22 protein-coding genes and 1 pseudogene are annotated in these 20,771 nt (G+C 71.4%); 9 read left to right on the forward strand and 14 right to left on the reverse strand.

Annotation, left to right across the window (positions count from 1 at the left end; translation table 11 throughout):
• The first annotated feature begins 15 nt into the window (after positions 1-15).
• From ACFT9I_RS05545 to ACFT9I_RS05565, 5 genes are all read left to right on the forward strand, one after another.
• Complete coding sequence (locus tag ACFT9I_RS05545; RefSeq protein ID WP_382561085.1) at positions 16-357, forward strand: PadR family transcriptional regulator; 342 nt, start codon at positions 16-18, stop codon at positions 355-357.
• Positions 354-1,286, forward strand: a complete 933-nt coding sequence (locus ACFT9I_RS05550) for a hypothetical protein (protein ID WP_382561087.1) — start codon at positions 354-356, stop codon at positions 1,284-1,286. The genes ACFT9I_RS05545 and ACFT9I_RS05550 overlap by 4 nt, the downstream gene beginning before the upstream one ends.
• Before the next feature lie 162 nt (positions 1,287-1,448).
• Positions 1,449-2,297 (forward strand): DUF4184 family protein, encoded by an 849-nt coding sequence (locus ACFT9I_RS05555; RefSeq protein ID WP_382561089.1) that lies wholly within the window; start codon positions 1,449-1,451, stop codon positions 2,295-2,297.
• Between the two features lie 204 nt (positions 2,298-2,501).
• Positions 2,502-2,771, forward strand: a complete 270-nt coding sequence (locus ACFT9I_RS05560) for a DUF6400 family protein (RefSeq protein WP_382561091.1) — start codon at positions 2,502-2,504, stop codon at positions 2,769-2,771.
• Positions 2,755-2,985, forward strand: coding sequence for a hypothetical protein (locus ACFT9I_RS05565; RefSeq protein WP_382561093.1), 231 nt, complete (start codon positions 2,755-2,757; stop codon positions 2,983-2,985). The genes ACFT9I_RS05560 and ACFT9I_RS05565 overlap by 17 nt, the downstream gene beginning before the upstream one ends.
• A 15-nt stretch (positions 2,986-3,000) precedes the next feature.
• Here the strand turns inward: ACFT9I_RS05565 and ACFT9I_RS05570 are convergent, their stop codons facing one another.
• From ACFT9I_RS05570 to ACFT9I_RS05580, 3 genes are all read right to left on the reverse strand, one after another.
• A complete protein-coding gene (locus tag ACFT9I_RS05570; protein ID WP_382561095.1) occupies positions 3,001-3,846 on the reverse strand; it encodes an LLM class flavin-dependent oxidoreductase in 846 nt (281 codons plus the stop codon).
• A 226-nt stretch (positions 3,847-4,072) separates the two neighbouring features.
• The gene (locus ACFT9I_RS05575) at positions 4,073-4,630 is read right to left on the reverse strand and encodes a YciI family protein (protein ID WP_382561244.1); all 558 of its coding nucleotides are present in this window, start codon (positions 4,628-4,630) and stop codon (positions 4,073-4,075) included.
• Positions 4,631-4,687: 57 nt separating this feature from the next.
• Positions 4,688-5,119 (reverse strand): nuclear transport factor 2 family protein, encoded by a 432-nt coding sequence (locus ACFT9I_RS05580; RefSeq protein ID WP_382561097.1) that lies wholly within the window; start codon positions 5,117-5,119, stop codon positions 4,688-4,690.
• Positions 5,120-5,207: 88 nt separating this feature from the next.
• Between ACFT9I_RS05580 and ACFT9I_RS05585 the strand changes: the two genes are divergently transcribed.
• Positions 5,208-5,987, forward strand: a complete 780-nt coding sequence (locus tag ACFT9I_RS05585) for a helix-turn-helix domain-containing protein (protein ID WP_382561099.1) — start codon at positions 5,208-5,210, stop codon at positions 5,985-5,987.
• Between the two features lie 56 nt (positions 5,988-6,043).
• Here the strand turns inward: ACFT9I_RS05585 and ACFT9I_RS05590 are convergent, their stop codons facing one another.
• Complete coding sequence (locus ACFT9I_RS05590; RefSeq protein WP_382561101.1) at positions 6,044-6,496, reverse strand: hypothetical protein; 453 nt, start codon at positions 6,494-6,496, stop codon at positions 6,044-6,046.
• A gap of 84 nt (positions 6,497-6,580) precedes the next feature.
• On the opposite strand from ACFT9I_RS05590, the pseudogene ACFT9I_RS05595 reads away from it, so the two are divergent.
• Positions 6,581-7,058 (forward strand): annotated as a pseudogene (locus ACFT9I_RS05595) (DUF664 domain-containing protein).
• A gap of 211 nt (positions 7,059-7,269) precedes the next feature.
• Here the strand turns inward: ACFT9I_RS05595 and ACFT9I_RS05600 are convergent.
• The 3 genes from ACFT9I_RS05600 to ACFT9I_RS05610 all read right to left on the reverse strand — a co-directional run bounded on the left by ACFT9I_RS05600 (position 7,270) and on the right by ACFT9I_RS05610 (position 12,589).
• Positions 7,270-8,997: a hypothetical protein gene (locus ACFT9I_RS05600; RefSeq protein ID WP_382561103.1), complete on the reverse strand. Its 1,728-nt coding sequence runs from the start codon at positions 8,995-8,997 to the stop codon at positions 7,270-7,272.
• Positions 8,998-9,001: 4 nt separating this feature from the next.
• On the reverse strand, positions 9,002-11,710 hold the full coding sequence (locus ACFT9I_RS05605; protein ID WP_382561105.1) for a hypothetical protein: 2,709 nt from the start codon (positions 11,708-11,710) through the stop codon (positions 9,002-9,004).
• 177 nt (positions 11,711-11,887) lie between these two features.
• A complete protein-coding gene (locus ACFT9I_RS05610) occupies positions 11,888-12,589 on the reverse strand; it encodes an alpha/beta fold hydrolase (RefSeq protein WP_382561106.1) in 702 nt (233 codons plus the stop codon).
• A gap of 122 nt (positions 12,590-12,711) precedes the next feature.
• Between ACFT9I_RS05610 and ACFT9I_RS05615 the strand changes: the two genes are divergently transcribed.
• Entirely contained in the window at positions 12,712-13,503 is a 792-nt protein-coding gene (locus tag ACFT9I_RS05615) for a hypothetical protein (RefSeq protein WP_382561108.1), read from the forward strand.
• Between the two features lie 5 nt (positions 13,504-13,508).
• Positions 13,509-14,111: a GNAT family N-acetyltransferase gene (locus ACFT9I_RS05620; RefSeq protein ID WP_382561110.1), complete on the forward strand. Its 603-nt coding sequence runs from the start codon at positions 13,509-13,511 to the stop codon at positions 14,109-14,111.
• On the opposite strand, the gene ACFT9I_RS05625 is transcribed toward ACFT9I_RS05620, so the two are convergent.
• The 7 genes from ACFT9I_RS05625 to rsmI form a co-directional block, all read right to left on the reverse strand.
• Entirely contained in the window at positions 14,074-14,895 is an 822-nt protein-coding gene (locus tag ACFT9I_RS05625; RefSeq protein ID WP_382561112.1) for a hypothetical protein, read from the reverse strand. The two genes, ACFT9I_RS05620 and ACFT9I_RS05625, sit on opposite strands and share 38 nt — an antisense overlap.
• Positions 14,895-15,821, reverse strand: coding sequence for a 4-(cytidine 5'-diphospho)-2-C-methyl-D-erythritol kinase (locus ACFT9I_RS05630; RefSeq protein WP_382561114.1), 927 nt, complete (start codon positions 15,819-15,821; stop codon positions 14,895-14,897). The genes ACFT9I_RS05625 and ACFT9I_RS05630 overlap by 1 nt, the downstream gene beginning before the upstream one ends.
• A gap of 56 nt (positions 15,822-15,877) precedes the next feature.
• On the reverse strand, positions 15,878-16,798 hold the full coding sequence (gene rsmA, locus ACFT9I_RS05635; protein ID WP_382561116.1) for a 16S rRNA (adenine(1518)-N(6)/adenine(1519)-N(6))-dimethyltransferase RsmA: 921 nt from the start codon (positions 16,796-16,798) through the stop codon (positions 15,878-15,880).
• Positions 16,795-18,057 (reverse strand): ubiquitin-like domain-containing protein, encoded by a 1,263-nt coding sequence (locus tag ACFT9I_RS05640; protein WP_382561118.1) that lies wholly within the window; start codon positions 18,055-18,057, stop codon positions 16,795-16,797. The genes rsmA and ACFT9I_RS05640 overlap by 4 nt, the downstream gene beginning before the upstream one ends.
• 127 nt (positions 18,058-18,184) lie before the next feature.
• Positions 18,185-19,105: a TatD family hydrolase gene (locus ACFT9I_RS05645; protein WP_382561120.1), complete on the reverse strand. Its 921-nt coding sequence runs from the start codon at positions 19,103-19,105 to the stop codon at positions 18,185-18,187.
• Positions 19,106-19,161: 56 nt separating this feature from the next.
• Positions 19,162-19,626, reverse strand: a complete 465-nt coding sequence (locus ACFT9I_RS05650) for a hypothetical protein (protein WP_382561122.1) — start codon at positions 19,624-19,626, stop codon at positions 19,162-19,164.
• A 128-nt stretch (positions 19,627-19,754) separates the two neighbouring features.
• Entirely contained in the window at positions 19,755-20,669 is a 915-nt protein-coding gene (gene rsmI / locus ACFT9I_RS05655) for a 16S rRNA (cytidine(1402)-2'-O)-methyltransferase (protein WP_382561124.1), read from the reverse strand.
• Between the last annotated feature and the right edge of the window lie 102 nt (positions 20,670-20,771).

The following is a 20,771-nucleotide window of genomic DNA, read 5'->3' on the forward strand; positions in this document are numbered from 1 at the left end:
ACATATGTTGGCCGGATGAGTGAGCGTGTGTTGCAGGAGCCGACCCTCCTGGTGCTGACGGCCCTGGCGGATGCGCCCCGGCACGGGTACGCCATCGCCCAGGAGGTGAAGTCGCTCTCGGGCGACCGGGTGGTCCTGCGGACCGGCACCCTCTACGGCGCTCTCGACCGGCTGTTGAAGGACGGGCTGATCGACGTGCACCGGGAGGAGGTCGTCGACGGGCGGGCCCGCAAGGTCTACGCGTTGGCACCGCTCGGGCGCGAGAGGCTGGCCGCCGAGGCGGCGCGCATGGCGGCGACGGCCCGTGAGGCCAGCCGGCGGCTGGGGGTCTCGGGGGCAGCGGTGACGGAGGCGTGATCGGGCTGGTTCTGCGCCTGTACCCGCGGCGCTACCGCCAGGAGTCCGGCGAGGAGATCCTTGCCGTCTACCGGCAGGCCGCGGCGGAAGCGTCTCGTACCGGCAAGTTCCGGGAGGGCGCGGACATCGCCGCCCACGCCGTACGGATGAGGCTGGGGCTCAGCTCCGCGACGGCCGCCGGGCGGTTGCTGGCGCACGCGGCGCCGTTCACGGTGGGCGCGGCGGCGGCCGGTTGCGGTGTGATTCTGACCCGCTGGTACGCCGGGACGGTCGCCCCGCCGACGCCCGTCTCCTTCTTCGCCGACGCGTGGGGCGCGCTCGCGCTGCTGCTCGCTCCGGCGCTGGTCGTCGTCGGGGCGATCACGGCACTGACAGGGCGGTGGCACGCGGGGGTGATCGCGGTCGCGGTCGGACTGTCGGGGCTGGCCGCCGCCGCTGTCGCCAGCGGGCCCGCGTTCGGGGACCCGGTGGTCACCCCGGCCATGGCGCTGCTCACCGCGCTGATCGTGCTGGCGTGTCCGCCCGACCTGCGGCCGGGGCCCCGAGTGTGCGCCGGGGCCGGCGCGATGGCCGCGGTCGCGTGGCTGCCGCTGGTCGCCGTCCATGCCCGCGTACTGCCGTTCAGCACGGATTACGGCCTGTGGCCCCTGCTCGTGCTGGCGGCCACCGGTGTGGTGCTGGCTCTGCGGTCGAAGTCGCCGGGACCGGGCACGGGACCGGGCACGGGACCGGGACCGGGGGTGAGGGTGGGGCTGGCCGAGACCGTGGCGATGACCGCGGCCTGCCCGCCGTTCCTCGCGTACGCCTACACCGGAGCGTGGGGGCAGTTGCTTCCCGTTCTGGCGATCGGCGCCGTTGTGCCGCTGGCGGGCGGGTTGGCGGCGTACGCGCACACGCTCCGCCTTCGCGGTCGCCGACCGACCCGATAACTGAAGCACCGCCTGGGGCCGGTGTTGTGCGGCCGGCATCGGCCTCTATAGTCAGTTGGCCGACATATACTCTCGGAAGACATATCCAGTTGCTCGACCCGTGAGGCCGCGTGCGCCGCCCCGCACCGCGCGCCCTGCGCCGACACGGAAGTGACTCCCCCGTTGCCGTTCACGCTGTCCCATCCCGCAGCCGTTCTGCCGCTGCTGCGCTCCCCGTTCTGCCCGGCCGCCCTGGTCTGCGGAGCACTGGCTCCGGACGTGCCGTACTTCCTCGGCGGCGCGGGCATACCCGTGAGCGCCCAGTCCTGGTACGAGCCGTTCCTCAACGCCACCTACTCCCACACGCTGCCCGGCCTGACCGTGGCGCTGCCGTTCACGCTTGCTCTCCTCGCGCTGTACCGGCTGGTGCGGCGCCCGGCCGCCGACCTGCTGCCCGGCCGACTCTCCGTGGCCGGGACGCCCGGCCGTACAAGTGGCTACCCGCGCCGGGCCGGCTGGGTGCTGCTGTCCGCCCTGATCGGCGTCCTGACGCATCTGGCGTGGGACTCCTTCACGCACGCCGACGGTTACGCGGTCACCCACCTGAGCTTCCTGCGTTCCCATGTGGCGGGTGATCTGACGCTGGCACGGGTGGTCCAGCACCTCAGCACGTTGGGGGGCCTGGTCGCCATCGCCGTACACCTGTGGCGCCGTACGCGCCGGGCCTCGGCCGATCCGTCCGCCCCGGCCGACACCCGCACCGGCCGGGGCGGACTCCCGGCACCGACTCGCTGGAGCGTCGTAGCGGCGCTGGCCGTCGCCGCCCTCATCGGCGCCGCGGCCAACCTGCAGACCCTGGAGGACTACCGGGGCGGACCGGGCGCGGCCGACCCTGCGCCGGTCCAACAGGTGGTGGAGGGGATCTTCTCGGACTCGGCAGTCGGCGGCGGCGCCGCGCTGGCCTGCGCGCTCACTCTCTACGCCGCCGTCTGGTGGGGCCTTGAACGCAACCTGCGCGACGCAAGACCGTGAAGTACGTCACAGCCCTGCCGGCGAGTCCACGACCGGACGCCGACAACGGGCCACCCCCGCCCGCCGATCCGGGAGCGGGCCGTCGCTCGGGGGCGGCAGAGGCGAGCAGGGGGACTTAGGTCACCCTTCCCTGCCGCCGCGCGTGCCTGGTACAGATGGTGGCGTTCCAGCGAAAACCTCCAGCGGCACAGCGAAAGTCTCGCCATGAATCAGGACAACGGCACCGGCACCGGCCCCAACCCCGACCTCATACCTTTCACGATCGACCTGACCTTCGAGGAGGCCCGGCGACGGGCCGAGGTCGTGGCCGCGCTCGGTCCCGAGTGGGACCCGGTGGCCGCCCTCCAGGGCGAGGACGAGGCGTACGCGCTGCTCTACTCGGGTCTGGACGCGGAGCAGCAGCGCACCTACGACATGCTGGTGGCGGCGGGTGTCCTGCCGGGGGACGGGACGGGCCGTGCGGCTTCCCATTGACCCGCAGGCGGACTCCTCCCGCCGCGCCTGGGTGGCCTGCCCCGTCTGCGACGACGCCCGTCACTGCGCCGACTGCGCCGGCCCACGCAACTGCGGTGAGCACTGGCGCTATCTGATCGCCAACAGCGGGCCGGTCCTCCACCTTCAGTGCCCGCGCTGCACGCACACGTGGTCACTGAACACCCGGCCGGGCGTCACCCGTCGCGGCCTCTGACGAAGCAGTTGGGCGTCACAGGACATCGGCGAGGCGGTCCACCTGGTCCGGGTCGACGCCGTAGCAGTAGAGCATGACCTCATCGGCGCCGAGGTCGGCGAAGCCGGTGATCGCCTCGCGGATCTCGGCGGGCGTCGTGAGCAGTCCGGCGACCATCCGGTCGGCCATGCCGGTGAAGGCGTAGTACGTGTGCATGTTGGTCCGGGCGTCGTCGATCACGTCCTGAGGGCCGAGCGCGACGTTGACCTGCGCGACGATGCGCGGTTCACCGTCGCGGCCGTACTCCTGCCAGAACGTGCGGACCGTCTCGAACAGCCCGCCCGCCCAGGACGGCGCGGCGGCGGCGAGGAAGCCGTCTCCGCAGCGCGCGACGCGTTCGAGCGCCGGGGGCTGGAACCCGCCGAACAGCACCTCGGGGCCGCCGGGCCGGGCGGGTGCGGGGCCGATGGGGCCGACGCCGTCGCCGTACGGTTCGCCGGACCACAGACGGCGCATCACCGCCAGCTGCTCGTCGAGCCGTCGGCCGCGGGTGCGCATGTCGATGCCGGTGACCTGGTGGTCGTCGTCCCGGCCGCCGATGCCGAGTCCGAGTACGAGGCGGCCACCGGTCATCCGGTCCAGCGTGGCAGCCTGCTTGGCCAGGAGGGCGGTGTCGCGCAGCGGGGCGAGCAACACTTCGGTCTGGACGCGGATACGGGAGGTCGCGCCCGCGAGGACGGCGAGGGCGACCAGGGGTTCCGGATTGTCGTAGACGAGCCGGTCGAGCAGGCCGAGCGTGCTGAAGGGCCCGGCGTCGGCGCGCCGCGCCCAGGTCAGCAGGGTGGCGGGGTCGCCGATGGGCAGGCCGATTCCGACGTTCATGAAGAAAGCCTCCGAAGGGGGAAGGGTCGACAAAGTTGCTGCCGCCCCTCCGGCACCTCAGTGAGGTGGGACGTTCCCGTTCTGCGGCGTGCTTCCGGGGGAACGTCTCATCGAAGTCGTCTCACCTTAGAGCGAGCCGGTTTCGCGGGACAACCGATTTCGGCGGCCCCCGGTGCCCGCCTCAGGACCGCCCGCCTCAGGACCGGCCGTCTCAAGGCCGCCCGTCTCAAGTCCGCCCGCCGAACTGCCAGTTGTGGACCTCGATGTCGGCGTAACCCTCCGGGGTCAGGACGGCTCGGGCGCGGGCCGTGTCCGGGTCCGGCGCGCGGACCAGCGCCGCCGTACCCAGCCAGGTGGTGTCGTCGTCGGACATCAGCGGCCCGTACGCGATCAGCTCGTCCCGGTCGGACGACGACGGTACGGCGAGGTCGACGGCCGGTCCCGCGCCGAGGCCGAGCACCAGGTAGCGGTTGCCGTCCTCGGGGCCGCCGGGGAAGTCCCACATGGTGCGCCCCAGCGCGTTGTGCCAGCGGCGCAGCGCCACGTCGCGGTACACGCCGGCCTGGTAGCCGGGCTCGTCGAAGGCGAACGCGCGGGCGGCGGCGGGGTTCGGCAGGTCGAGGATGTGGACGCTGCCGGTGGGTGTGCCGTCGCCGGCCAGGGTCGGACCGCGGGCGATCATCTCCTTCGCGTACCGGTCCATGTACGACCAGTGCTGCTCCAGCAGTTCATGGCGCAGGGCCAGGGAGCCGGGCCGGTCGCGGTGGTAGCAGAAGAACTCCATGGCCTCAGTCTTCACCACGGCCAGCCCCTCGGGGATGGAGTGGGTCCGGCGGCCGGACTACAACGCCGCCACCGGGTTCGTCGGCGCGTCCGCCGGGATTCGCTCGACGACCTCCCAGCGCTCGGCGATCAGACCGTCCTGGACACGGAAGATGTCGGCCACCGCGATGTCGAGCGCGCCTCCGGGCAGCCACCGCCGGGAGAACATCGTCACGTAGTCGCCTTCCGCCACGAGACGGCGAATCTCGATCCGCAGGTCGGTGAGGGGCAGTTTCCGTGCCTCCGCGATCCACTCCGCTTTCGTGGAGGTCTGGAAGGGCAGGCCGTGATCCGCGTAGTCGTCGCGCATGAGTGGTGCGACGGCGTCGAGGTCGCCCTTGCCGTACAGCTCAAGGCAGTTGAGAACGAGTCCCTTGTAGTCAGTGCTCGTGTTGTCGGTGCTCGTGTTGTCAGTGCTCGTGTTGTCGGTGCTCGTGTTGTCGGTGCTCATGTCGAGGAGTGTGGCGACGCGAGTGCGGGCTGTCGATGAACTCGCAGTTCATGGACCGTGGCCGGTGCGCGCGACTAGGGTCGGCGCCGTGGAGACCGTGGGTGGCCTGCTGCGCGAGTGGCGGCACAGTCGACAGCTGAGCCAGCTGGATCTCGCGCTGGCGGCGGGCGTTTCTCCGAGGTACGTCAGCCTGGTCGAGACGGGCCGGTCCCGGCCGAGCGCCGGCATGGTGCTGCGGCTCGCGGCCCAGCTGGAGGTGCCGCTGCGGCACCGCAACCGGCTGCTGGTGGCGGCCGGGTTCGCGCCGAGGTACCGCGAACGGCCGCTCGACGAGCCGGACATGTCGGCCGTACGGGACGCCGTGGTCAGGGTGCTGCGTGCGCACGAGCCCTACCCGGCGCTGGTCCTGGACCGGCGCTGGAACATCGTGCTGGCCAACGCCCCGATCGACCTCTTCCTCGCGGACGTCGACCCCGATCTGCTCGTCCCCCCGGTCAACCTGGTCCGGCTCGGGCTCGATCCACGAGGTCTCGCGTCCCGGATCGTCAATCTCGCGGAGGTTCGTTCGGTCCTCCGTGCCCGGTTGTCGCGACAGGTGGCGCGGACCGGTGATCCCGTGGTGGGTGCGCTGTACGACGAGTTCTTCGCGGCGGACGGGCCGCAGGAATCGGCCCCGGCGCCGGAGTCGGAGGTGGCGACTTCGATGGTCTTCCGCTTCCAGGGGCGGGAGTTGAGTCTGTTCTCGACGATCACGACGTTCGGAACGCCGCAGGACATCACGCTCGACGAGATCTCGATCGAGTCCTACTACCCGGCGGACGGCGCCGGCGCGGCGCTCCTGCGCGAGCTCGCCGACGGGAGGTCGTGACGGTGTGCCGGTGTACTGGTCGCGGCCGGGGAGCCCGAAGACGCGCCGGCGGACGGTCAGAAGCTCCAGCTGTAAAGGCCGGTCCCCGTGCTCACCGCGGACGCCGCCAGCCGGGACACGCCCTTCAGGACCGCCGGCAGATCATCGTCGGTCATTTCGTCCCCGTCCTCGGCCCTGAGCCTCGCGGTCCAGCGATCCGCCAGTTCCGCCAGCTCGGTGGAGCCGGCATCGGCCAACGCCCGGGTCAGCCGCGGCGGTAGAGCGAACACCTCAACACCGTCGTTCAAGGGAGCGGTGACGTGGTCCGGCCACGACCACGCATGGAGCCGCTCACGCGGCGGGAACTCGGCGGAGGGCTCCTCGAAGTACATGTCCCACTCCGCGATGGCGCTGTCCGGTTCGATGAAACGGCAGGTCACGGACTCGAAGGCCTGACCGGGTCGCAGTCGGTTCGTCGCAGCGGCGGTCGCGTCGTCGGGAGCGAGGAAGAACACTATGTCGTGGGCCACCTCAGCATGATGGCAGTCCGCCGGACCGGGCGCCGGTGAAAGGCGGCCACCCCGGTGTCAGTGCCGGGTGGAAGACTCCGTGGCATGCTCGAACCGAACCCCAAGGCGGACCTTCTCCGCTACCTGCAAGACGCTCGCGACGCCCTGCTGTGGAAGCTCGACGGGCTCTCGGAGTACGACATCCGCCGTCCCATGACGCGCACCGGGACCAACCTGTTGGGGCTGGTCAAGCACGTCGCATCGGTGGAGTTGGGGTATTTGGGCGATGCCTTCGGGCGGCCGTTCTTCGGCGAGGAGTCGCCGCCGCCCTGGTGGTACACGAAGGACGCCGAGCCCAACGCGGACATGTGGGCGACCGCGGACGAAACTCGCGACCGTGATCGCCGATTCCAACCGGCACGCCGGCCACGCCGACATCGTGCGCGAGCTGATCGACGGGGCCGTCGGACTGCACCGGGGCAACGACAACATGCCGCCGGGCGAGCCGTATCCATGGGAGAGCCACCGCCGCCGGCTGGAGGACGCGGCGCGGGAAGCCGGGAAGGCCGACAAGGGGCGATGAGTGTCAGCCCTTTGGTGCGTGCCGAGTTGGCCCGGCATCGCTGGGAGGCCCTGGGGCGCACCGAAGACGAAGCGCCGCCGGGCGGTATGACCCGCACGCCGCAGCCGCACCGGCTCAGAACCCCGCCATCGACTTGTCGAGCAGTGCTCACGGCGCATGAGCCCATCAAATCAGCGCCGGCCCCCGACCCGCGCGCCTCACGGACTCCGTCTCACGGGTTCATCGTCGCTTCCATGAACGTCACCGAGCGGGGATCCCGCGGATCCCCCGTCAGGTCTTCGCCGCCGAAGACCGGGAACTGGTGCCACCACTGGGACATCTTCGGCTCGGCGAACATCTCGTCCTTCCACGGCCTGGCGACCGCGAACACGTACTCCGCCCAGCGGTTGTCGGCGTTCGGCGGGTGTTTGTAGTACGCGGCGCCCGCCTTGGGCAGTACCTGGACCAGGGTGCCCTCCGCGCGCAGGGAGTCGATGAACGACGTGGGTGGCCGGCCCATGTCGTACGGGCTCCAGACCAGATGCACCTGGAGCTTTCGGCGGCGTGCCTTGGCCGTCGCCAGGAGGAGTCTGCGGCCGCTGTCCTTGAAGCCGTTGGTGTCGAAGACGACGGCCCGGCCGGTCGTCTTCCGGTTGCCGGGGTCTTCGAGCATGGCCCACAGCGCGTTCCCGCCGCTGCTGTACGCCCCTGCCCACACATCGTCCGTGAGCAGTCGCAGCGTGCCGGTGGCCGGTGTGCCCGGACCGGTCTGGGGTGGTACGGGGGGCGCGGGGGTGCCGGGGGCGAGGAGTTGTTGGCCGGGGCCGCCGATGGCGCCGCGGGTCCACAGCAGGCGCAGGGCGTTCGCCGCGCGGTCGGCGTGGCCGGGGCCGGTGATGCCGCCGTAGCCCCCGCCGCTCGCGGCCGGGAGCAGCAGGACGCGGAGCTGCTTCTCGGCGGCGAGCAGGTTGGGCGACGTGCGGTCGAGGGCGAAGTCCATGCCGCAGGGCGCGAACGCGTAACTGCCCAGCGGATTGTCCGCGTTGACGCTGTGGTCCAGGAGCTGCGGCCAGTCGGGCACGCCTCCGATTGCCTTCTCCCCGGCCGTGGTGTGCCCGCGCAGCAGGTACCGGCCCAGATAGCGCATGCCCTTCGTGGCGTGCTGCGGGTCGGTAAGCCCTTTGAGGTCGGTGGAGGAGTAGCCGTACGCGCTCGCGACCGGCCGGTAGAAGACGTAGCCGCCGATTCCGGTGCCGTCCGGCAGTTCCTGACCGGCGGCGGTCACGGGGAGGGAGGCGAACCAGAGCATCGGGGCGACGCGGGTGTTCAGCAGCACGCGCAGCCGCTCCGGCCGGTCGTTGCAGTGCGGCTCCAGGTACCAGGGGTTGAAGCCGTTCTCCTTGTTGTTCGGGGAGGGCTTGAAGTGCAGCGCCCACCACAGGGCGGAGACGTCGAGGAACTCCGTACCGACCTCCACGCTCCCGTCGTTGCCCACGGTCAGCAGCGGGTGACGGCCGAGGAACCGGCGGGTGCGCCCGCCGTCCGTCCAGCCGGGCACCCGCTGCGCCACCTCCGTACCGCCGCCCCGGTCGCGGATCACCAGGGCGTAGCGCGGGACGTCGTACGCGTCGGGGAGAAGACGGCCCCGGCTGACGGCGAACCGCTGGCGCACGGTGAGCACTTCGGCGTCCTCGCCGCCGACGCGCAGCCGTACGGTGAACGTGAGCCGGGCGGCCACCGCGTCGTCGGGGACGGCGAACCGCACGGAGGTGTGGGTCGCGGCCGCCGGGCGGCAGGGCGTGCCCACCCCCGCCTCGGCCCAGCGGGCCTGCTCCCCCGCCGCCAGGGACGCCAGCTCCAGCTCGACCGAGCCGCCCGCGTCCCCGCCGAAGGAGCGTCTGCGCAGCAGGAAGTGGGGGTCTTCGCCGGGGCGCCGCCAGCGGACCTCCGCGAAGGTCACCCGGTCACCGCTGCTGGCCGGTCTTGGGGTCGTAGACGACCTCGACCGCCACCACCTGGTCGGTGGGCAGCACCTCGGTCCACTGGTCGAAGACCTGGTAGGGCTCGGCGGGGCGGAAGCCGTCCTCAAGGGGGTCGAAGCCCGTCTCGAAGACCTTCTCGGTCTCCAGGGTGTTTCCGATGTCGGTGTTCTTGGCCTGGAGTTCGGCGGCGAGGAGTTCGAGCACCTCGCCGATGGTCTTGTTCCGGTACGTATCGGGGTCGCCGACCTGCCATGTGTACGGTTTGTCCAGCGCGGCCTCGCCCTCGACCCCCGCGGCCTTCAGCCAGCCGAGCGCCTCCAGCTCGTGTCCCGGCCGGATCGGCAGCACGGCCTTCACCCAGGCGGAGTTGAGGAATTCGTTGCGCCGCTCGTCGCCGTCGGACTGGACCAGCCAGCCCAGCGAACTGCCCACCGGGGCGGGCTGGGTGTTCTCGGTCAGCGGGTAGTTGACCCGCCACTCCAGGTCCTCGACCGGTACCGGATCGACCGCGTTCGGCGGGTTGCCGGCGGCGGTGTGCGAGTAGCGGCTGAGGACGGTCGTGCCGTCGAGCGGGTCGGCCGACGTGCTGTTCCAGTCGTGCGCGGGGACGGGGTGGCGGCCGAGGGACTTCTCACCGGCGGCGGCGTGGCCGGGCCGCCAGAAGTCCGGGGCGACGAAGTACAGCATCCGGTCGACGTCGAACATCTGCCGGATCAGCTCGGAGCTGAGGAAGGGCTGGGCGCCCTCGAACAGGTCGAGTTGGGAGATGAGGTTGGCGAAGACGGACTGGCGCTCCTCCTTGCGCAGATCCTCGGAGGGGCGGCGGGCGAGCTTGCTGACGATCTCCAGGCGGCGGCGTACCGCCTCCGCGTACGCCGCGCGCTGGAGCCGGGCCACCTCCTTCTCGTACTCGGCCAGGGCCAGTTCGTAGGCGTCCTGGTCCGGGTGGCGGGCCGGCGGGTCCCAGTTGACCGCGATGGAGAGGCTGACGTACTGGGCGCCCCCGAAGTTCACGAGTTGGCAGTTGACCCGGTACTGACCGGAGAGCCGGTCGATGATCTCGCAGGGGCCGCGGAATTTGGTGCCGCTGCCGTTGCCCGACTTGGCCTCGACGACCCGGATGGGCTCCTGGTCGGTGGCGCTGATGGTGTAGCCGGGGGCGGGCGGCACCGCCGTGTAGTTGAAGTGCGCGATCAGATATTCGTTGGAGTGCCCGTGCCAGAGCCGGTCGAAGCCGTCCTGGTACGTCCAGTCCTCGCCGAGGTGCGGTCCGTTCTCGCTGGTCTCGTGCTGCTGGGCCGGGTAGACCTCGGTGATCGTGGTGCGGACGGGGGCGAGCGTCGGCGGGGGTTCGGGCCGTCTGAGCGAGCTGAGTTCGGGGGCGGGGACGATGTCCACGAGTTCGCCGAGGCCGAGCGCGAGGCCGGGGTCGGCGACATGGATCTGCCAGCTCATCTCGGTCCCGATGTGCTGGACCTGGATGCCGACCTTCCGCATCTTCCGGCGGAGTTCGTAGTTCACCAGCTTGTCGGTGGTGTTCTGTACGACGTACCGGCGGCTGGAGGTGTCGGTCGTCTCCGTGACGGTCTTGAAGGTCGTCTTGAAGTTCCGGTTGATCTCGCTGCTGACCTTGGAACTCTGCGCCCGGGTGTATTTGTGCGTCAGCTCCGAGGACTTGCCCGTCGTGTTCTTGGTGCTGTAGCTCGTGCTCACGTCGGCGTGGGCGATCCCGACGTAGTTGGCGCCGGCGCTCGCGGTCACGCCGAGCGAGGTCTCGTTGGTGTTGTCCTCCTTGACCGCGTCCGCCACGTCGGTCTGCTCGGTCAGGCTCTCCTCCGTCTTGCGGGTGGTCTCCTCGGACTGTTCGGCGGTCCGCTCGACGAGCGTGCGCCGGGTGGAGGTCTCGACCACCTCGACCGTGCCGCCGGGGCTGAGCCAGAGATGACCGACGGGGGCACCGAGGAAGGTGTCGAACTCGAAGAAGTACTGCCGGAACAGATTGACCAGGCCGATCGGCGAGAGGATGCCCTCGGTGGGCGGGCTCGGCAGCGCGAGCGCCTGAAGTGCCTCACTCTCCCCGCCGCGCGCCCCGGCGCCCGCGAACAGCTCGCGCGCCGGCCCTTCGCCGCCCCGCGCGACGGCGAGCCTGCCGGCGCCGGAGTAGCCGAGCCAGCCGGGAAGCGGCTGGTAGACGCCGAAGATCTCGCTGGCGTACGGGAGTGACCCGGCGAAGTCGCCGACCGGTCGCCCCGGCGGACCGGGCGGGCCGGGGACGGGCGCGGGCAGGGTGTGCGAGTTGTCGGCCTCGCCGCCGGTGACCGTCGCGTACGGGGTGACGGTCCACGCCCTGCCCAGCGTCTGGGTGACGAGGAACAGCTCGCGGTCGGTCGACGCCGCGGGGGCCACGAAGGCGATGGTCTGGCTGCCGGTCGAGGTGACCGTCCGCCCCGCGTACTGACGGGCGGCGCCGGCGTCGGATTCGAGGAAGGCCCCGGCGAGGGCGGGCACTCCGGGGTACAGCGCGGGATCGCGTACGTCCGCGTCGGCCGGCAGCGCCATGGCGACCCGCTGCCCGGGGCGCAGATCGGCCGCGCTGCCGGGCTGGACGGTGTAGGACCAGACGACATAGGACGTGGCGCCACCGGGGGTACCCAACGGGGTCCGGCCTTGGAATGTGACCGTCAGAGCCATGGGCGTGCCTTCCACTCAACGCGGAACACTGCTCTTTGCCCATGGAGAATGGCAGGGCGTATTTACGGCTGTCGCGGCCGGTTTCGGCCAGGATCATCGGTCAAGGATCAATGGCCCGAACTGCTCGAACGTGTGGTGGAGCGCGCCCGGGGTCGAACGAAAGGGCTGATCGGTCGGTCAGGCCTGGAGCAGGATCCGGGCCAGCTCGTGGGGCTGCGAGAACATCGGCCAGTGGCCCGTGTTCATCTCCACCAGCCGCCAGTGCTCGCCCTTCAACAGCTCGGCCACCTCGGGGCTCGGCTCCGGCCAGTCCAGCAGACATTTGATGTACGTCGCCGGGAGCCCGCCGAGTGGGCGCTCCAGCTCCGCCGGCTCGGTCAGGGTCGCGCCGGGGTGCGGCGTCGAGCCGGACACGATGCGGGCGGTCTGTTCGTCCGTGAGGCCCTGGCCGTCGAAATCCGCCGCCGTGAGGGGCGGCCAGAAGCCACCGCTCTCGGCGATCGAAGCCTCCACCGCCGCCCGGCCGTCGGGCCAGCCGGAGACGAACGACTCGCCGTCCACCGGCACGTTCGAGTCGACGAACACCACGCGCGACAGCCGGTCACCGATGCGCTCGGCGGCCTGGCCGACCGGGATGCCCGAGTAGCTGTGCCCGACCAGGACGACGTCGCGCAGGTCGAGGCGCTCGACGGCGTCGACGATGTCCCGTACATGCGTCTGCTGCCCGATGGGCTCGTCGTGCCGCTCATGCTGTCTGTCGGCGAGACCGGACAGCGTCAGGGCGTGCGCGTCGTGCCCGGCCGCACGCAGGTCGGACACCACCTCGTCCCACGCCCACGAGCCGAGCCACGCACCTGCCACCAAGACGAATCGAGTCATGGCGGGAATCTAACGCAGGGGTCTGACAACCGGCCGCCCGGACGTGCTCGGGCGGGGCCGGGATAGCGTTCCTCGCGCAAGGTGAGTTCGCGGATGAGAGCAGATGAGAGAGGCGTGCCGGGGTGGGGAAGCGAAGGCGGCGTACGGCGGTGCTGTGCGCGATCGTGGTGCTGGGTGTGGGCGGGACGGCCGGGTGCGGCGGCGGCTCGGAGAGCGATGGGGATGGGAATGGGAATGGGGACGAAGCCGCGCGGGCTTCTTCGGCGCTCAAGACCCTGAAGGGCTACGACACGGTCCACATCGACGGGAGTTACCCGCTGATGGGCCGCGTACAGCTCCAGATCGACCACGAGGGCAACTGCGTCGGCACCACGGAGTACTCCGATCAAGGCAAGGCGGAAGTCGTCCAACTGGGAAGCGAGCGGGTGTGGTACCGGTACGACGACACCAGGCTGGCAAGTTGGCGCAGGCTCGCCGAGCAGATCAGCCCTGACGCGGTCGCCCTCCACGACAAGGCCGCGAAGAAGGCCCGTGGAAAGTACATCGAGACGGCGGCCTCCGATCTGAAGAGCGACCCGCTGCTGAAACTGTGCGATCTGGACAAGGCGTTCGCCGACCTGCCCGATTCGGTCGACGAGGTCAAGGCGCTCAATCCCGTCACGCAGGACGGGAAGCGAGTCGTGGAAATGGTGGAGCAGCCGGAGGGCGACGGGATCGCCGTCTACGTACCGGAGAAAGGCGAACCCCTGCCACACGGGGTCAAGTTCGAGATCGACGACGACCCCGTGCGGGTAACCGTCAGCGACCCGGGCAAGCCCGTGCAGGCCACACCTCCCCCGGCCGCCGAGACCGTGAAATCCGCCGAGGTGACCGGCCTGTTCCCGGAGATCCCCGAGTCCATGCAGAGCCGGTAGGAGCCGTGTTGACCGACGTGAACGTCGAAATCCGCGTCGATCCGCTTACCCCCGGGCACCCCGCGCTCATCCTGCGTCCCTGGGCGGACAGCGACATCCAGCCGCTGATCGAGATCTACCGCGACCCGCTCCTCCGCAAGTGGACTCGGCTGCCCGTCACGGGAGTTGAGGACGCCGTGCGTTGGCTGGCGATCCAGTCGGACGGGTGGCGCACCGGGCAGCGGCTCAGTTTCGCCGTGCTCGAAAGAGACCGACGCGAAGACGATCGACTCGAAGACGACCGGCTCGTCGGCAACGTCGCCGTCAAGCGGGGTGCGGTGCCGGGCGATTGCGCCGAGGTCGGGTACTGGACCGCCGTCGAGGCGCGCGGGCGGGGAATCGCCCCGCGCGCCTTGGAGGCCCTGACCGGCTGGGCGTTCGACACCCTCGACGGCGTCACCCGCCTCGAACTGCTCCATCAGATCGACAACATCGCCTCGTGCCGCGTCGCGGAGAAGACCGGCTACGTGTACCGGCAGACCCTGCCCGCCCGGCCGCCGTTCCCCCTGGACGGGCACCAGCACATCCGGGTCAGTCGTCCTCGTACGGATTCGTCGGCACCGCGGTGAGTACGGCTCCACCGTGCGCCCGCCCGAAGTGACACAGCTCCGGGAAGTCGAAGATCACCAGCGCGGCGCCGTCCACCTCGCGGAGGTCGGCCAGCGCCCCGTCGTCGGGGAGGGCGGTGGCCACGGAGCGGATGACCGGGTCCGGGCTCGTCCGCGCCTCGGCGGCGGGGATCGTGGGCACCTGGGGCACGTTCGTGTGGTGGTCCGTCCAGCTCCCCGAGAAGGCGGAGCTGAAGGCGTGCGGGTTTCCGTCGGCGTCCCGCAGCGCGTCGCGCAGGCAGACAGCCGTACGGTGCAGCCAGGCGTGCAGTGAACTGTCCAGCCGCGCCGTGTCGTTGGCGTCCCAGAAGATGAACACCGGTCCCCAGGCGCCGGTTTCACGGTCGACATCGACGTAGACGAAGCCGTCGCCCGAGTCGAGATGGACGAAGCGGTGGGTGCCGGGGCCGCCGGCCTGTTCCACGTACCAACTGCCGTCCCCGCCAAGGGGGAACGTGCCGTCGTTGAGCGATTCGTCGAAGTCGATCTCCGAGAAGAGATACGTGCCGTCGTCCTTCCGGCGGCCGAACGCGATCCGGATACCGCCGACCGCGCGCAGCAGTACGCGGATCTCCTCCGGCACCGGCGCCGCCCACGCGTCCATCCGGGCGTCGGAGAGTCCGGGGCGGAGCTGTACGAGGCCGTCGGAGTCCTCGGCGATCTCCCGGAGGAGCGCGACCAGCGGCTCGGTGGCGAGGGTGACATCGGCGGCGGCAACAGCGGTCGCGGTCTTCGAACCGCCCATCACGACACCACCCGCGCCCCTGCCGCGGGCGCCGAAGTCACCCTCGCCGTACGGCAGTTGCCCGAAGCCAGCAGCGCCTCGGCCACCGTCGCCGCCGACTCCTCGTCCTTCGTCAGGAACGCGGTCGTCGGGCCCGAGCCCGAGACCAGGGCCGCCAGCGCACCCGCCGACGTCCCCGTGGTGAGCGTCGTCGCGAGCGACGGGCGCAGGGAGAGGGCCGCGGGCTGGAGGTCGTTGGTGAGGGTGGCCGCCAGGGCCGTCGCGTCGCCCGTGCGCAGGGCCGCGAGCAGGGCGGGGTCGGCGGCGGGGGCCGGGACGTCGGCCTTCGCGGTGAGGCGGTCGAACTCCGCGTACACCGCCGGGGTCGACAGTCCGCCGTCGGCGACCGCGAACACCCAGTGGAACGTGCCCCCGACGTCCAGCGGTGTCAGCCGCTCCCCGCGCCCGACGCCGAGCGCCGCGCCGCCCAGCAGGCTGAACGGTACGTCGCTGCCCAACTCGGCGCAGATGGCGAGCAGTTCGGCCTGGGACGAGCCCAGCGACCAGAGCGCGTCGCACGCGAGGAGCGCCCCGGCGCCGTCGGCGCTGCCGCCGGCCATGCCGCCCGCGACGGGGATGTCCTTGTCGATGTGGATATGGACGCGCGGCTCGATCCCGTGGCGCTCCGCGAGCGCGATCGCCGCCCGCGCCGCGAGGTTCGTCGCGTCCAGCGGGACCTGGTGCGCGTCCGGGCCGGCGCAGGTGACGCGCAGTTCGTCGGCGGGGGTGACGGTGATCTCGTCGTAGAGGCCGACCGCCAGAAAGACGTTGGCCAGGTCGTGGAAGCCGTCGGGGCGCGCCGCGCCCACCGCCAGCTGGACATTGACCTTGGCCGGTACCCGCACGGTCACCGTGTCCGTGCCGTTCACCGCGTGCGTACCGTTCACCGCGCTCCCCCTCGCCGTGCCCACCCTCACCCTTTCCATCCCCGTGCCCGTGTCACTCACGCGACCGCCCCCTTCGACTCCGCGATCCGCGCGAACTCCTCCACCGTCAGCGACTCCCCCCGCGCTTGCGGCGAGACCCCCGCCGCCACCAGTGCCGTCTCCGCCGCCGGCGCCGACCCGGCCCAGCCCGCGAGCGCCGCCCGCAGCGTCTTGCGGCGCTGCGCGAAGGCCGCGTCCACGACCGCGAAGACCTCGGTACGCGACGCGGTGGTCGTGAGCGGCTTCGCGCGCCGTACGAGCGAGACGAGGCCCGAGTCGACGTTCGGCGCGGGCCAGAACACGTTACGGCCGATGGCCCCGGCGCGCTTGACCTCCGCGTACCAGTTGGCCTTCACCGACGGCACGCCGTACACCTTGTTCCCCGGCGCCGCCGCCAGCCGGTCCGCGACCTCCGCCTGGACCATGATCAGGGTGCGTTCGATCGTCGGGAAGTGCTCCAGCATATGGAGCAGGACGGGCACGGCGACGTTGTACGGAAGGTTCGCCACCAGCGCCGTGGGCGTCGGCCCCGGCAGCTCGCGTACCTGCATCGCGTCCGCGTGCACCAGCGAGAAGTGGCCGGCGCGGGCCGGCATCCGGGCCTCGATGGTGCGCGGCAGCGCGGCGGCGAGGATGTCGTCGATCTCGACGGCCGTCACGTGCTCGGCCGCCTCCAGCAGCGCCAGCGTCAGCGAGCCGAGCCCCGGGCCCACCTCCACGACCACGTCGTCCGGGCGTACACCGGCCGTGCGGACGATCCGGCGCACGGTGTTGGCGTCGATGACGAAGTTCTGGCCGCGCTGCTTGGTGGGGCGCACGCCGAGGACCGCGGCCAGCTCGCGGATGTCCGCGGGGCCGAGCAGGCCGAGCAGGGCGTCGGAGGCTTGGGTCGCGCCGGAGGCGTCGTCGGGGACTTCGGGGGGCTCTGTGGTGCTCACCCGTGCAGCCTACGGCCGCAGTGCGGCCACGGACTCGCCCCCCTTTGCACATAGAGCTTCTTCGCCCGGTACGTCTGCTCGCCCGCGGAGGCGTCCTGCGGGCGTCCGCTGCCGCCGAGGGACTGCCAGGTGCCGGTGTCGAACTGATACAGCCCGCCGTACGTCCCCGAGGGGTCCACCGCGTTCGGCCGGCCGCCCGACTCGCAGGCGGCGAGTCCCGCCCAGTTGAGGCCGTCGGCGCCCGCGACGGAGGCCGGGCGCTGTTTCGTACCGACCCTGACGCGCTGGGTGACGGGCGTGCGGACGATCTTCTCGGCGATCTTGCGGGGCTTCTGCTTGACGCCGTTGACGGCGCGCACGGCGTACGTGAGGCGGCGCGTCCCCTGCTCGCCCTGGCGCGTGACGACCTCCGTGCCGGTGAGGATCGAGGGGTCGTGGACGCGTTCGGTGTCGTACGGGATGGCCTCGTCGCGGACGATCTCGCTGCCGGTGATACGCATCACGGTGATCGTCTGGCCGTCGCGCGGGAAGCTGTCGGGCGATACGGAGGTGGTGTCCTCGCCGCGCAGGGTGAGCCCGGCGTGGGCGAGGGCCTCGTACACGGTCGCGGCGTTCGTACGGATGGTGCGCTCGCGCCCGTCGGCCATGAACGTGACGGTGCGCTCCGTCAGGACGTCGAGGGCCAGACCGCTGCGGGGGATCGCGGACGAGCGCGAGACGGACAGGAGCGCGCCCTCCGCGCGTACGCCGAGTTGCCGCAGCGCGCCGTCGACGGTGTCGGCGGTCGTCCAGATCTGGCGGCGCCGGCCGTCGAGGGTGAGCATGACGGGGCGGCCGTGGCGGACAACGACCGCGTCGCCGTTGGTGAGTTCGGCGCCCCGGCCGGGGGCGACGAGGTCGTGCTCGCCGATCCGCACGCCCTCGTCGGCGAGGAGTTCGTCCACGTCGTCGGCGAAGGTGTGGAGCGTGCGCGGGGTGCCGTCGACGCTGAGTTCGACGGCCTTGTCGTTGGCGACGAACGCGGAGGTGCCGCCGGCCAGGACGGCGACGACGAGGGCCTGCGGGACGAGGCGGCGGCGGGAGCCACGGCCGGTCTCGGGGTCGGGGTCGGGGTCGCTCCCGGGGTCGGGGGTCGGCACGGCGGCGGGCGGTGGCTGCTGGTGCGGGACCAGCGCCTCGGTGGGGTCGAACCACGCCACGGTGGGCGCCGGTTCGGGACGGCGATGTCCGGCACGGTGACTGCCCTGCGTACTGCTCATGACGCTCGACGCTCCACAAGTCCGGTCCGGCCCCCACGCGACCCGGCGGACACTAGCGGAGTGACGGTCACTCTCCAAAGCAGCGCGACTACACAGCGTCCCCAGGGGTCGAGCCGAACCGGCCGCCTCAGTACCCGAAAGCGCGCGCCGTGTTGGCCGAAATCGCCGTCGCCATCGCGTCCTCGTCGATTCCGCGCACTTCCGCCATCGCACGCACCGTCACCGGAATCAGATACGGCGCATTGGGCCGTCCTCGGTACGGAACGGGCGTCAGAAAAGGCGCGTCCGTCTCCACCAGAACGAGTTCGAGCGGAGCGACGGCCAACGCCTCACGCAACGGGCGCGCGTTCTTGAACGTCATATTTCCCGCGAAGGACATGAAGTAGCCCGCAGCGGCACAGATTTCGGCCATTTCCGCGTCGCCCGAATAACAGTGGAAAACTGTCCGCTCCGGAGCGCCTTCGTCGGCGAGCACGCGCAACACGTCGGCGTGCGCCTCACGGTCGTGGATGACGAGCGCTTTTCCGTGCCGCTTCGCGATCTCGATGTGCGCGCGGAACGAGCGTTCCTGCGCGGCCATGCCGTCGGGACCCGTACGGAAGAAGTCGAGTCCGGTCTCGCCGACGGCCTTCACATGCGGCAGCGCGGCCAGCCGGTCGATCTCCGCGAGCGCGTCGTCCAGGGCCGCGTCCCCGCCGGCCTCGCGGACGCCCTGGCGCGACCAGCCGTCGGGGTCGCCGTGCACGATGCGCGGCGCCTCGTTGGGATGCAGCGCGACCGCCGCGTGCACGGACTCGTGCGCGGCGGCGGTGTCGGCCGCCCAGCGGGAGCCCTTCACGTCACAGCCCACCTGGACGACGATCGGCACTCCGACGGAGGCCGCTTTGGCGAGGGCGTCCGTGACGGTGCCGCTCTGCATGTCCAGGTGGGTGTGCGAATCGGCGACCGGCACCCGGAGCGGTTCGGGTGCCGGTGGCGCTTCGTCGGCGCGCTTGGCGCTTGTGGCGCGTGCGGCGCTGCTCGTGCTGTTGGCGCTCTTCGGGCTCATGGGCACGATCGTACGAGGACGGCGCCCGGCGCCCGGAGCGGGCTACTTGCGGTGGGCTACTTGCGGTGGAACGGGTGCAGGAGGTCGGAGAGGTGCCAGTGGTGGGCCGGCTTCCCCTGCGCGCTGTCGCCCACGGCCCCGATGGCCGCTCCGCCCGCCTCGTCCGTCACGGGTATCGGCTTGGTCCGCTTGGGCGCCTTCGCCTTGTGCGCCTTGGGTGCTTTCGGCTCCTTCGGCGTTCTGGGCGCCTTGGGGGCGGTCCTCTGCTGGCTCAGGGCGTGCACCGAGGACACCTGTCCCGAGCGCATGATGCGCACGACGTGGTGTCCGCAGTTGACGCAGGTCGGGCTCGACAGCGGTGAAGGCACCCGCAGTCCGTCCGCCTTGTAGACGACGAATTGCTGTCCGGAACCGTCCGTGTGGTGCTCTATGTCGTACGCCTGCTCCCAGCCGTGACCGCATCGCATGCAGCAGAACGCATATGCCTCGTGGGCGACGGCGTTGCCCGTGATCTCACTCATGCCAGCTCCTCTCCACTCGATCCAGTGGACGCCTATTCGGGCGGGAGCGCATCAGCGCTGTCGATTAATGGCAGGCTCTTGGCCTCCCCATGCCGAAAGGGCCTGGCACACGGTCTGCGCTTTGCATTTCAAGATAGTCCTTTACCGTCCCGGGGGCCTGTCCGGGCAGCATTCTTTGCCGCGACCACCGCATCGAAGACTTCGCGCTTGGGCAGCCCTGCTTCCGAGGCGACCGCGGCGATGGCTTCCTTCCGCCTCTCCCCTGCCTCCTCCCGCACCAGCACCCTGCGCACCAGTTCCTCGGGGTCCGTCACGGGCGCGCGTTCCGGGGCTCCCTCGACCACGACGGTGATCTCGCCCCGTACGCCGTCGGCCGCCCACACGGCCAGCTCGCCGAGACCGCCGCGCTTCACCTCTTCGTACGTCTTGGTCAACTCCCGGCAGACGGCGGCCCGGCGCTCGGCGCCGAAGACCTCGGCCATCGCCGCGAGGGTGTCGTCCAGCCGGTGCGGCGCCTCGAAGTAGACGAGGGTGCGCCGCTCGTCGGCGGCCTCGCGGAGCTTGCCCAGCCGCTCGCCCGCCTTGCGCGGCAGGAACCCCTCGAAGCAGAAGCGGTCGACGGGCAGCCCGGAGAGCGCCAGCGCGGTCAGCACGGCGGACGGCCCCGGCACCGCGGTCACCTTGATGTCCCGCTCGACGGCCGCCGCCACGAGCCGGTAACCGGGGTCGGAGACGGACGGCATCCCGGCGTCCGTCACAAGGAGCACGCGGGCGCCGCCGGCCAGTGCCTCGACGAGTTCGGGCGTACGGGCGCTCTCGTTGCCCTCGAAGTACGACACGACGCGGCCCGTGGTCCGCACGCCGAGCGCCTGGGTGAGCCTGCGCAGCCGCCGGGTGTCCTCGGCGGCGACGACATCCGCGGTGGCCAGCTCGGAGGCGAGGCGCGGCGGGGCGTCGGAGGTGTCGCCGATGGGGGTCCCGGCGAGGACGAGAACGCCGGTCGGGGCTGCGGGGGCCGTTCCCCGGGAGGGCACAGTAGTCACGTACGCCATCCTCGCAGGGCGGCGCGGGAGGCCGGTCCGCAGCGGTGTCCGCCAGGGGGCCGCCACCGGTCCGCCACCGTGTCCACCGACGTGTCCGCCGCC

Source organism: Streptomyces sp. NPDC057137 (assembly GCF_042670825.1).
Taxonomy (GTDB): domain Bacteria; phylum Actinomycetota; class Actinomycetes; order Streptomycetales; family Streptomycetaceae; genus Streptomyces.